The 11,718-nt window shown below is 41.9% G+C and carries 12 protein-coding genes; 6 read left to right on the top strand and 6 right to left on the bottom strand.

Annotated elements, in window-relative coordinates; translation table 11 throughout:
• Positions 1-100: 100 nt before the first annotated feature.
• On the top strand, positions 101-427 hold the full coding sequence (locus tag WH43_RS07450) for a lipocalin/fatty acid-binding family protein (RefSeq protein ID WP_152342804.1): 327 nt from the start codon (positions 101-103) through the stop codon (positions 425-427).
• 92 nt (positions 428-519) lie between these two features.
• Here the strand turns inward: WH43_RS07450 and WH43_RS07445 are convergent, their stop codons facing one another.
• From WH43_RS07445 to WH43_RS07420, 6 genes are all read right to left on the bottom strand, one after another.
• Positions 520-936 (bottom strand): Mov34/MPN/PAD-1 family protein, encoded by a 417-nt coding sequence (locus WH43_RS07445; protein WP_286049562.1) that lies wholly within the window; start codon positions 934-936, stop codon positions 520-522.
• A 61-nt stretch (positions 937-997) separates the two neighbouring features.
• The gene (locus WH43_RS07440) at positions 998-2,773 is read right to left on the bottom strand and encodes a ThiF family adenylyltransferase (protein ID WP_053424009.1); all 1,776 of its coding nucleotides are present in this window, start codon (positions 2,771-2,773) and stop codon (positions 998-1,000) included.
• Positions 2,766-4,028, bottom strand: a complete 1,263-nt coding sequence (locus WH43_RS07435) for a nucleotidyltransferase domain-containing protein (protein ID WP_053424008.1) — start codon at positions 4,026-4,028, stop codon at positions 2,766-2,768. The genes WH43_RS07440 and WH43_RS07435 overlap by 8 nt, the downstream gene beginning before the upstream one ends.
• A 2-nt stretch (positions 4,029-4,030) precedes the next feature.
• On the bottom strand, positions 4,031-4,582 hold the full coding sequence (locus WH43_RS07430; protein WP_053424007.1) for a 3'-5' exonuclease: 552 nt from the start codon (positions 4,580-4,582) through the stop codon (positions 4,031-4,033).
• An 8-nt stretch (positions 4,583-4,590) separates the two neighbouring features.
• A complete protein-coding gene (locus WH43_RS07425) occupies positions 4,591-6,138 on the bottom strand; it encodes an HNH endonuclease (protein ID WP_053424006.1) in 1,548 nt (515 codons plus the stop codon).
• 159 nt (positions 6,139-6,297) lie between these two features.
• On the bottom strand, positions 6,298-7,188 hold the full coding sequence (locus WH43_RS07420) for a hypothetical protein (protein ID WP_053424005.1): 891 nt from the start codon (positions 7,186-7,188) through the stop codon (positions 6,298-6,300).
• A gap of 186 nt (positions 7,189-7,374) precedes the next feature.
• Between WH43_RS07420 and WH43_RS07415 the strand changes: the two genes are divergently transcribed.
• The 5 genes from WH43_RS07415 to WH43_RS07395 all read left to right on the top strand — a co-directional run bounded on the left by WH43_RS07415 (position 7,375) and on the right by WH43_RS07395 (position 11,698).
• Positions 7,375-7,956: an SEN1982 family lipoprotein gene (locus tag WH43_RS07415; RefSeq protein WP_053424004.1), complete on the top strand. Its 582-nt coding sequence runs from the start codon at positions 7,375-7,377 to the stop codon at positions 7,954-7,956.
• 256 nt (positions 7,957-8,212) lie between these two features.
• A complete protein-coding gene (locus tag WH43_RS07410; RefSeq protein ID WP_053424003.1) occupies positions 8,213-8,953 on the top strand; it encodes a DNA/RNA non-specific endonuclease in 741 nt (246 codons plus the stop codon).
• Between the two features lie 194 nt (positions 8,954-9,147).
• Positions 9,148-10,470, top strand: coding sequence for an alkaline phosphatase D family protein (locus WH43_RS07405; protein WP_152342803.1), 1,323 nt, complete (start codon positions 9,148-9,150; stop codon positions 10,468-10,470).
• A 21-nt stretch (positions 10,471-10,491) separates the two neighbouring features.
• Positions 10,492-11,334: a hypothetical protein gene (locus WH43_RS07400; RefSeq protein WP_053424002.1), complete on the top strand. Its 843-nt coding sequence runs from the start codon at positions 10,492-10,494 to the stop codon at positions 11,332-11,334.
• Positions 11,335-11,356: 22 nt separating this feature from the next.
• Positions 11,357-11,698: a hypothetical protein gene (locus WH43_RS07395; RefSeq protein ID WP_053424001.1), complete on the top strand. Its 342-nt coding sequence runs from the start codon at positions 11,357-11,359 to the stop codon at positions 11,696-11,698.
• The last annotated feature ends 20 nt before the right edge of the window (positions 11,699-11,718 follow it).

Below are 11,718 nucleotides of genomic sequence, written 5' to 3'. Positions count from 1 at the left end.
CCACCAGTAGTATTGGAAGAAAAAGTCACTAGCACTTTTCCAGTATCGACAAATGTTATAAAACAATGCTTATTAACTCTCAGTTTGGAAGGAGATGTTTGTGTCAACAATTCACTGCCCTGACGGATGGACCATTTTGAAATTTGAAGATGGAGAAAAAATCGCCTACAAAATTTTTGCAACCTGGCGTGAAGAAAATGATAAATGGCAACTCTCCAGCGGTGCCCCAGATTTATCAGCACTGAAAAAGGAAGGTGATAAATTTGTTTGGGAGCAAGCATCTGGCAGTATCTACCATCTTCCAGTGGACGGGGAGCATTGCAATACAATGTATCAGGGGCAAGTGCTAGAGAGCATTAAAAGTTCATGTATCAAACAGAACATTAACTTATCTATTGTGGAAATTACAGTTCCTACTATGCACTAGCTAATTTCCGATATTGCAATATTGGTCACATCTGACAGGGCAATGTCGTTATCCCCGATCAAATGAATTACCGTCCACAAATCTTACCAAGATTAATTTCTCGCATTCTGTGAAATAGTTATTGTGTTAGGCGTACATAGCCAAGCCCTCACTCCATCAAGAGATAAAGATCGGCCAACGATAACAGCTATGTAGCATTCTTGAATATGCTTATTCTTATTTACAAATTTTCGGATACTCACAAGATCCTGAGGGGAAAGCTGTGGTATATCTTGAGGGTGGGTGTGCCAGTAACCTATAAATTGAAGCCCTTCCTTCGATGCCTGACGCATTTCTTCCAAGCACCGCAATTTGTTGAATTCAACACTGTTATAAGAACATTTGTCTGCTGGATGAGGTAGGGTTGCCTTTACAAGCCAAATACCATCAGGCTGATTCATGTCAACAAATAGCTGTCCACCCACTTCACTTTGGTTGCCATATTGTCGATATGAAGTTAGTACCTTCATCACATTTTCAGTGACATGGAGTACCAACTTCGGGTTGTCCCACCCCCATGAACATACTGAACTAAGAGGCATCATCAGGCCATGCTCTAGACAGGATCGTAAGATTTGCCTGAAAGTATTCTTTCGGTCCTAAGTACTCTCCACCCAGGGCTTCAATTGTTGAAGGTTCTTTTATCATAGAAAACCAAGCTGCATCAGTTAGCCGCCCAGTAACAACCTTAATAACAATGTCAGCAACCATAGACGCCACTTGTACAACACCAACAGGCCCACTTGGGATAAAACTTTCACCGCATCCAGGTAGAGGAATTACACCACCTTTTTTCCAATCGGAAAATCTGTATTTAAACCGTCCCTTTGGCTCGAATAAATATCGACCATCAGTAACATCGGAACCACTGACAATTGCATGACCGATATGAGCTTGGGGCTCTGTCCAGGCCTGTATCAACTCCCAACTCGCTCCCCGACTTTTTAATTCCCATAGATATTTCTCAGAATCCCAGTCAGCAGTTGTAATCACCACGATATCGGCATTATCAAGCATTGACGGCTTATCATATAAAGCGAACTGAAGGTAAGTTGGGACTGCCTGTACTTTTTCACATGGCATATTTCTCAGTAAAAAACTCCGCATTGCTTCTGCTTTATTTTGGCCTAACTCTGAGATACCCAAAACATGACGCCCTAAGTTTGCATCAGAGAGATTATCAGGATCGATAATAGTGAGTTTCTGAATGCCAAACTTCGCTAACTGCAACAATACAAAGCTACCTAACGTTCCAGCGCCTACCATTACGATTTTTTTGGTAGCAATTTGCTCCAAGTCAACACTCTTGTTTCGTGAGTGAATAATTGAAGGTTCGAGTATATAAACAGCTGCAGTATGAAGCTTAGGATGAATGATTAAGTTATCTCTAGCTTTCGATCTTTTAGCTGTTCGATGCCCGTAGAACTTAACAAATTTATCTTCTTGAGACATCCCACGTATAATTAGTGTTTGAATTTTCGGAGGATTTGTTTCTGGAAGCTTTAAAAATATCCAGCGTGTAGAGTACTTACTGCTTTCTCCCAGCCAGTTTTGGAAATTAGAGAGTTCAATACCGCTAATATGCTCAGATAACCATTGAAGGAGCAGTTCAGATTTCGGTATCTCTTTGGACGGAACGGAACTTAATACTAAGTAGTAGGCTGATTGTGCTAAATGCTCTGCTCTAACGGTATACTTTGAAGATTTAAAAGCATGATTTTTTAGCACTCCAACTTCTTCCGCAAACCAAGTTGGCATATTGCTGAGCGTTCTGTTTGCTGCATCGCTCAACGTGTAAAGAGCACAGGCCTTTTTCGGTATATTTAGTAAAAGTGCTGTTTGATGAATACGAGTAAGTTGCTGGTTCCAATAAGTAGATATTTCCCGCTCGAACTCTTTTTGCCTGGATATCGGGCATGTATCTTTAGCAACGAACCCAATTAGCAGCTTTAATCGTTTTATCGCATCATTAACTATATCTACAGGTTCTAGTGATGAAGGATGCTCTCCAGCGCCATAAAGACAAATGCTATTTTCAAACGTATGCGGCCACTCCAACCACGCATTAGGTGTCACTTTTAAAATCATATTTTGGAGTGGAAACTTCTCTGGGAATCCGATGCGCAAGTGACGCTGAACGCCCAAGTAATCGAGAGGCAGTAACATTTGAAATGCAATCACCTCCTTGTAATTCGTTTTAGTCTCTGACAATACATAGTGTATTTGAGGACCAAAACCATCGAACAGAGCCTGAACACCTTGTTGAACAGGCTCTGGTAATTTAGTTAGTACTGATAAATCAACCAAGTCTATCTACCGAAGTTATGTTTTCCTGAGCAGCAGTTCCGCCGCTAAAAAGCCCTATAGCCAACGTATTTTTTGTTACGCCTTTTTTCAAACCTGGGAGAGTTTTATTCGAAGGTAATGTTTTCTCAATGAAGTCTGAAACCCATGCCTTAGGGAGTCCAAAACGCGACGAGAAGTTGGATTCAAATTCTAGTTCAGATGTGTGCTGAACCAAGCCAATTCTAAGAGCATCCATGACAAACCCGTGCCATTCATAAAATGCTTGACGATACTCATGTCCCCCTTTTCGGTTCCATTTTTCTGCGAAATTCTCACCAGCATCTTTGGGATTGAGAACGAAATACTCACCGGTAGCTTGGTTCATTTTGATAAACTTAGGCATTCCCTCGATGATCATTGTGATTGCTTCAAGTGGTCGCAAAGGTCTAATTACCGAAGCTGCGACAACAGCTTCGTAAGACAGTGCAGCAAGTGTTGTAATAACTGCCGATATAGGTCTTTGGTCTGTTTTTTCAGTCGAAATCGCCCACACATCTCTAAGTCTTTTTAAAACCTTAATAGTGGCTCTAAGTGGGTTATGTGACGTGTAGTCATCATAACTTGGCATAGGGTCTTGTGTTACATTAGAGAAAATAGCGTCATAGGCATCTCCTTTCATCATGGTTCTGCTTTCCAATGCTATAGTAATTTGCTGCTTTGAAAGCTCGTCTAACCAATCAGAATAATCTCTGGGTGTACTCGCTTTCCATCCTTGCACCCGATCTGGAACCTGCAGGTTACCGAATCCTTTTGGATCGCAATAGACTGACGTTGAAATCGCAGGTGTTACATCGATGTGAAATGCTGGGTTTTCATCTGCGTACTCAATTCGTATACCACGCCGTAGTTCAACTATAGGGCTTTGCACACGAGAGCGTTCAGAGAAAATTTTCTTTATACTTTTTAACACTTCATCCGCAGAGTAGCCACGAGCCCGAGGTAATAAAACGACCGCATCAGCATCTATGGTGGCCATTTCATCCTTTGCTTCTGGAGCTGGTTTTATTGTAGTTTTTAGGCAGATTGAGCCTTGAATGAAAATATGTGCATCTTGTAAAATTGGGTCGTCCGAACCAGACAAGATGTCCTGTAAGACGTCGTAGCGTTTTTCTATCAGAGAATACTGGGGTTCTGTAATGGAAATTTTATCAATAGCTGCCAGAAGCATCAGCTCCCAGTTATCAACTTGGCCTAGGTCTTGTTGTACTAGATCCATATTTAATCTCGCTTCTGAATAGTTGATTTTTGATGCATTAATCGAAACAACTCCGCTTGAAAAACAGCGTCGATTAATGCGTTGTGATTACCTTGAAGTTCAGCATTGAGAGCTTTGGACATCAAGCTTGATTTAGTATCTTTCCAAGCGCATCCGAATACCCCCATGTACATTGCTTTAATGTCTAAAGGTGCAAATCCAAAAGGGTTAACTCCAAAAAATTTGATGAAATAATAGTTAACAAAAGACCAGTCAAATGCCGCATTCAAACCAACAAAGACTGGTTTTGAACCACTAGGAACTACAGCCTGAAGCCAATCCGCAAAGGCTCGCATGCACTCTTCAGGAGTTTGACCATTTCTAGTAAGCTCATCTAAGTCAAACCCTGTAACAGCGAGAGCTTCTGGATCGAAGTTCTTAGTAGTCGGCTTAAGGACTCGTTCAAATGTTTGAGTTGGTTCATAAACCAAGCAAGCACCAACAGATAACATACTGAACTCACCAGGCACGGGTCCTGATGCCTCAATATCGACAGATATAAAAGTCTCGTTCATACATATTCCTATAGCTGTATTTCTTCTTGGGACGAACCTGCGAGGCATACAGCTTTTGTTGGTGTGATTTTTAGGATTGGCTCAAACTCGCGATTTCCAGCCAGAGAGCGTTCATAAATGGTATACTCAGGCTGGCAACGCGCCTGCATCTTTTGTCCCAATTTAAAACATGCTGTTGTAGGAGCTAAGGGAAGTAGCTGTACATTTTTGATACGCCACTCATCTTGTATTAGCTTAACAACATCATCTATTACATATCCAAGTCTTATCAAATCATCTTTCGATCTAATACATTTGAATGACGTATTCGATGCTTTTATCATGACGGTAGGCTTCTGGAATTCGCCATTCAAATAGATATCAGGAGGAAGCTCATTAAATTCAGGTTTTGCAGTCAAAAAGAAAAGTAGTACCGCAGAGTTTTCACCGTTGTGCTCTTTTAATGTATCAAAGGAGAAAGTGTTTTTTGGCTCTTCGTCGGCGAGCCAAGCCCACTGCCCGCCAAATTTATCCGCACTCTGGTCGCGATGAAATTGAAAGTGGTAAATCGATGACGATTCACCAAAGATCCTACCCGCAAGAACCATCAGAGACATCATTGCAACTCCGAAAACTGCTGTCGGAAGACGTTCACCTCCAGCCGTACCTGTCCCAGATAGATATGAACGTAGACTCCTATATTCTAAGCCAATCCAGTCAAATGCGTTTGACCAAAAACTAGCTTTATTAACAGAGGAAGTTTGATATGCCTGTTTTAGGATCCAAAAAGGCTCTCCTTCACTTCGAAGCTCAGATTGCCACAATGCTTCTTCAGCCTTCCTACGATCAAAATCTGGCGATTGCCCTTCGATACTGCCGGATAGGACAATTGTTTTGACTTTGCGATACCTGAGTGTCTCTAGAGCTCTTTTTACCTGAGCGATGCTGCTCTCTCTCATGTGCCGCAACCTAGTTACTGAGTATTCATGCGGCGCGACTCGATCAATAGTTCGATGGCATTTGTCACATAGCAATAAAATGTTGGTCGGATCATCAGCTAATAGAGGTGATGCTGATGGATCACCTCTAGGCCCGTCTTGTGATGAGGCAATAATATGCGCGAAATAACTAAAATTACCTTTTATAACTCCAGATGTAAAATGTGTCCGTAAATCTTCACCACATCCTTCGAACTGACATCGCCAAGCCGCAGAAGCTAAAACTTCATCTCTTGTCGCTTTACTTACTTCACCATTTCGACCATTTGTAACTTGATCTCTTTTCTTAATCCATTGCTTAACGGTAGCAGAATTAACAAGGATTGAGCTTTGGGTATCCTGCGGTGATACGTTTTGAGGGTTATCAGTTGTCAGCCATAACACTTTTTTATTAATGGTTTTATCAAGCAGCTTAGCTCTTTCGGTGTCACTAAACTCAATGGATCCAACATTTTTCAGTTCAGAAGATTGGGTTTCAGCATAAAGTACACACTGATAAGCGTTAGCAGCTAAAATTAGTCTGCTGTAATCGGCACTGAGTAATTTTGCGATTGAGTGAAAGACCAAAGAATCATCCATTTGTTATACTTCCCTTATAGCTAAGCTGATGAATGTACTAGTCGTATACTTTGGGATTTGATGCTCAAAAATCAATCTCCGCATCCAAGACCTAACAACTGAAAAAGTTGCCGAACCTAAAGTCTTAAAACTCGATGCGAATTAAAGTCAATGTGATCACTAGTCATTCCAGACTTCGGCACCATAAATATCATCATAACTACCAACATCTATATGGGTTACTCCGACACCATCCAAGAAAAACTTTTTACCATCAGAATCACGTCCGCCTGTACTTACATACCAAGCGTCTTTCCTTTTATCAGGGAATTTTTTGAAATAACGAGCTCTCTCTATTAACAACCATCGAAGGAATACTTCGTTTTCTTCCAAACCAAGTCCAAATATTAGTAACGGAGTATTAAATACAATGTGTAACCAAGTATCCGCGCCACTCCACACTTGAGAATTTTTACCTGAAAACAGGCTCATTTTCCCGCCCTTGTGGAACCAGTTTCTTGCTCGTTCTACAGACCCCATATAATGAGAAAGACCAAGACGAACACTCCGTCTATAGTGCTGCATCCCATTGATGTGCCAAATTCCAAACTCACGACTAGGATCTAATACATCCTCCTTACTGTAGTAGCTGCCCCAAGGGTAGTAGTCCGTGAAGCCATCTTTCTTTTTACGACGTAATGTGCAATTACCGGCGTCAGAGAGTACTTGCTCAAAATTTGTAGTCAGAATTGGACTTTTGTTACTTATTGCCCATTGAACAATACGCTGATGATGATCGTAAAATTTCCATGAAGTCATTAACTGACAAAATTGCTGCGACAATGGAATGGCTGACGAGGAGTGTTTGGATTTGAGCTCCAGTACATCGTAAAACTCTGTCATTGTAACTCCTTCAGGTACATCTCGAAGCGGCAATGGTAAATTCTTTTTGGCGAGAGCAATTAAGAGAGCTTGCCAAGAGTTAGTTGCACTAGCCGCCCCATACAAATTGATCCCATTTCCGACGACTAAGGCAATATTTTCTCGATTTTCTTGGAGTATAGTTTTCATCTTGAATGAGTCTCATTAACAGGATTTTGTCAGTGCTAGATAAGTCATTAATCTCAGTTCCGATGAAACTAATTGATTTATCAAGCTATCTGTTTTCTCTCCTCACATCAACAATAAATAGGTACTAGCAGAACGTACTCCTAATTGGTACGATACGACTTTGTTTTGTATTCAAAGGAATGAAAAATGAGGAAAGTTTTTCCCCTTGTAGTTTGTGCACTAAGCGGTTGCTCAAATGAGCGACCGACTAGTGAAGAGCTACTAGCCGCTTTAAACGAACTTGGTCAGAAAAAAGCGTGTTTAACGTCAGAGTTATTTAGCGAGTGGCCTGCTAAAGGTGATTTTGTTACCCGAAATAAGGTGATCATGGAACGGTTGGCGGATGTAGGATTGGTGCAGCAGGCAAATGGTACTTTTGACCTAACAGCTAAAGGAAAAGACTTCTTTGATCACAAGCAGAACGGTTTTTGTTATGCATCTGGACACACTATCTCTAATGTAAATCTGATTAAGGAAGTCCCTACAGAACAATTACCAACTGCGGTTTATCAGGCTTGGCAGATTTCGTTCGAAATAACCCCAATGGTGGGGGGCGAATGGATTGATAACCCAGAGCTGCTTAGAGTACTCGGGGTCGATTTTCCGCAAATAACACAATCACAGAATTTCAATGTGCGTTTAATCAAAAGAAACGAAAATGCCGAAATTGAGTTATTAGATCCTCGTTTTTCATTCCGTCCAAACCACAGTTTCAAGATGGGATGGTAATCAACTCATCTTAATAAAGCAGAAGTTCATTTGAGCACTTGTTTAACTATTTGACCTAATAAGAATTAGTGCTGGACTCACCCGTCAATCAACTCAAAAAGTTGCTAGCTTGTATTGTGGTCGTTTTGTTGGATAGTGACTAAAGCTAGAGCTGGCAGATATTGAGTACTGACGCTCAAAAATCTGTCATTTAACTGTTGAATTCTGCAAATTAGATGCTACCTTAAATGGAAACGCACCAAAGGGAGTTTGGGCCATGCGAAGCTTTTTTTTCGCTATCTTTTTATTAAGTTCTATATTTGCCTATGCGGCAGAGCAAATTTATTCCGTTCACTGTCCCATAGGATGTCCTGATAATCCCAAAGAAAACACTCTGGTCTTTGGCCATCTTTATGCTCTGTCAAACAATAGCAATACAAAAATGGCTGATTGGGTTGCTTATGAAGTGGATGTCACAAATTTTGGTGAGTCTCCAGGTCGGGATTGGGCAAGCGATCCGCTTTTACCCGCTGATGCGACGTTAGAAGAGCCTGATTATAAAGATGCGAGTAAAGAGCCCTTAGATGCAGACCGTGGACATCAAGCACCTTTAGCATCGTTCGCAGGCTCTAAATATTGGTACGAGCTGAATTATCTGAGCAACATCACCCCACAGGACAAAGACCTGAACCAAGGTGCCTGGAAAAATCTAGAGGATGCAGAGAGAAGCGCGGTTAGTTTCCGCAACTCTATCTTTGTCATTACAGGACCGCTTTTCGATAAACCTATGCCGAAAATGCCAGGGGCAGATGAGCCACATATAGTGCCTTCGGCTTACTACAAGATTATTTATGACAGGTCTGGCAATGCGGTGGCTTTTCATATGGAGCAGTCAACTCCGCGCAGCGAAAGATACTGCTCAAAAACAATCCCTCTTGAAAATTTACAAACAAAGCTCCGTTATAGCCTTCCGGAATTCAAGTTTAATCCCATCCTGCTCAAGCGTTTAGGCTGCTGACATAAAGAACAATACATAGAAAAACAGGACATTTTCATGACAGACAAGCTCGTGCTCGGCCCAATTATTGGTCTCGAATCTGATAACCATTACACCATTCTCTTTGTTGTTAAAAACATTCAATCTGCGGTTGTTTTGCTTGGAGAGCAAAGTATCCAGGCCCAGTGCATAGGCGAAATAGTCTCAGGTGGTGTTTGGCGTACAGATATTCACGTACCTCAGAAAGCCAGGGCTTCTTTGTTGAATACAAAGTGGTATGTGACAACAAACAGTATCAAAGTCAGCTAGCTATCTCGGAATGGGCATTTTATGTTCCTGGAGTCAATGAGAAACCGAAGTTCGCCTATGCATCATGCAATGGCTTTTCTGACTACAGGCTGATGAATACCGCAGAGAATCCCTATCGCCTTTGGGACCTGATGAAGAGCGAGCATGATTCAGCCCCATTTGCTGCATTACTCATGGGGGGTGACCAAGTGTATGCGGATTCTATTTGGTCAGCCATAGAACCATTGCAAAAATGGAATGAACTTGGAATAGATGAAAAGATAAAGCGTCAGGCAACGGTTGATATGAAGAAAAAAATTGACCGTTTTTACAGTGAGCTTTATGTCTCTCGTTGGAATCAGCCACAAGTCGCACAGATATTGGCTACAATCCCTTCGGTCATGATGTGGGATGACCACGATATATTCGATGGGTGGGGAAGTTATCCAGAAAAACTGACGAATTGTCCTGTATACCAAGCCATCTATGGAGCTGCCAAAAAGCACTTTGAGCTATTGCAGGTAAGAGGGCCTCAGAATAGGTCACTCATCGGAAATCTTGCAGATCTAAAGCATTATTCAATGAGTTTAAAGTTTGGTACTTATACCGTTTTGGCTTTAGACAATCGCTCTGAACGCACACTATCTCAGGTGATGAGTGAATCTCACTGGAATGATATCGCTGCAGCTCTTAATTATTGCACATCGGGTGACCTTCTTGTCATGACAGCAGTGCCCGTTGTATACAGAGACTTTGCAGCAGCTGAATCTATTGTTGACTCTACACCATGGGAAGAAGAAGTTACCGATGACTTAAAAGACCACTGGCGCGCAAAAGAGCACCAAGGTGAGCGTCAAAAACTAATTATGCGCTTATTAGACAATGCAAAAATGCGTAAAGGCAAAACCGTCCTATTATCTGGGGATGTTCATGTCGGATGCCTCGGCGTCATCCGCGACAAACGTGAAACAAGCTCAATCAATATTCATCAAGTTGTTTCTTCTGGAATTGTTCATCCTGCGCCTACCTATATCCAGTGGCTGGGCATCCTAGCGATTACCAATGATGACACTGAGTACCTGGATGAGAACAAATCTATTACAGCCGACATGCTCAAACCATATGGCTCAAACCAGTATATCCGCGCCCGAAACTTTGTGACCTTACTTGAAGGTTCAGATAACAAATTGTGGGTGAACTGGATGCTCGAAGGAAAAGACAAGCCAGCTTATCCACTGGTAGCCCAATAACACTATCCAAGGACATTTTGTATGAAACGATTGAATTACATTTTTGGTGTTGTTGCTGCATTTTATCTTACTGGCTGCGCTAACTTACAACCTGTAAGGGATTTTGCGAATGCATCAGCTGAGCTATCGAGCTACACCCAACTTACTGACAGGTTTAATACGACGTATGAACGTGAGCGCTTGTATTTATCGGGCCCTGTCGATGCGAGAGCCCAGACGAACGACAAAAAGCGTAAAGCAGCGTATGTAGACCTCGTAAGAGTGCATCAAACGGCCTCTCTATATATGCAGACTTTAGCAAAACTCGCCGGTGAAGATACTTACGATTTGTCTGGAGAAATTAAAGGCATATCCGGAGGAATTAAAGCACATCCTGATTTTGGAGTGTCCGCTGCGCATGTTGATGCTGTTGCCAATATTACGACGCTTATCACTAAATGGGCGATGGCAGGATTACAAGAAAAAGCTGTGAAGGAGATGGTGCGAGAAGGTGACGCATCGTTTCAACTATTGCTGGCGGGTATGCAGGACTTAGTAAGATTGTACTCAAAAACAAATGAGAACGAGAAAAAGAGAGTCCTGGGCTTTTTTGAGGTAGAGCTGCTATATGCTGATACCCCCAAAGACCGCCTACTGGCTACACTTGCCCGAGTCCATGAAGATGCCAAACGTCGTGAATACGAACAAGCCCAGCCACTCTATTTGAGTGCCGAAAAAGGACTTCAGAAAGTCGCTGATGGTCATAGAGAATTAGTGAAACATTTAGACGATTTGTCTGGCTCTGACCTACAGAAATCATTAAAAGTGCTAACCAAAGATATAAAAAACTTATCTAAAAGTATTCAAACCGTAAGTAGCATTTAAGAACTTTCCAAGGAGAATATGAATGGCATTATCAACCGCAGCGGAAATAGAAGCTCTTGCCGACAAACTAACGGAGTCAGCAGATGCGATGCATGCAAAAGTCCTCTCAGCAGCAAAGAGCAAGACCATATCCCAAAAAGAGGCTCAAGAGGCATTTGACCAGCTGTCGTCACTGAGGATGGACGCAGATAGCTTATATACAGATGCAATATATAAAGTCCTTGAAGACATGGAATCCACCCAAGACGAACTCATGGGTGTCATCGAGGGAGCAAAAAGCAAAATAGAAAAAATTGACCGTATTTCTGATGGTTTAGTGCTTATTGCAAATGACCTTTCCCCGGAATTAATACCAATCCCGTGATGAGATTTTCCAGCTTATGC

It is taken from the genome of Rheinheimera sp. KL1 (genome assembly GCF_001275035.1).
Lineage (GTDB): Bacteria > Pseudomonadota > Gammaproteobacteria > Enterobacterales > Alteromonadaceae > Pararheinheimera > Pararheinheimera tangshanensis.
Note: the sequence above shows the minus strand (reverse complement) of the source record. Positions and strands in the feature narration are given on the sequence as shown.

Bases quoted from the DNA above. Each gene is read 5' to 3' on its own strand.
- WH43_RS07415 (WP_053424004.1), top strand. From the start codon at position 7,375: ATGAGGAAAGTTTTTCCCCTTGTAGTTTGTGCACTAAGCGGTTGCTCA.
- WH43_RS07420 (WP_053424005.1), bottom strand. From the start codon at position 7,188: ATGAAAACTATACTCCAAGAAAATCGAGAAAATATTGCCTTAGTCGTC.
- WH43_RS07395 (WP_053424001.1), top strand. From the start codon at position 11,357: ATGGCATTATCAACCGCAGCGGAAATAGAAGCTCTTGCCGACAAACTA.
- WH43_RS07445 (WP_286049562.1), bottom strand. From the start codon at position 936: ATGAAGGTACTAACTTCATATCGACAATATGGCAACCAAAGTGAAGTG.
- WH43_RS07400 (WP_053424002.1), top strand. From the start codon at position 10,492: ATGAAACGATTGAATTACATTTTTGGTGTTGTTGCTGCATTTTATCTT.
- WH43_RS07435 (WP_053424008.1), bottom strand. From the start codon at position 4,028: ATGGATCTAGTACAACAAGACCTAGGCCAAGTTGATAACTGGGAGCTG.
- WH43_RS07430 (WP_053424007.1), bottom strand. From the start codon at position 4,582: ATGAACGAGACTTTTATATCTGTCGATATTGAGGCATCAGGACCCGTG.
- WH43_RS07425 (WP_053424006.1), bottom strand. From the start codon at position 6,138: ATGGATGATTCTTTGGTCTTTCACTCAATCGCAAAATTACTCAGTGCC.
- WH43_RS07410 (WP_053424003.1), top strand. From the start codon at position 8,213: ATGCGAAGCTTTTTTTTCGCTATCTTTTTATTAAGTTCTATATTTGCC.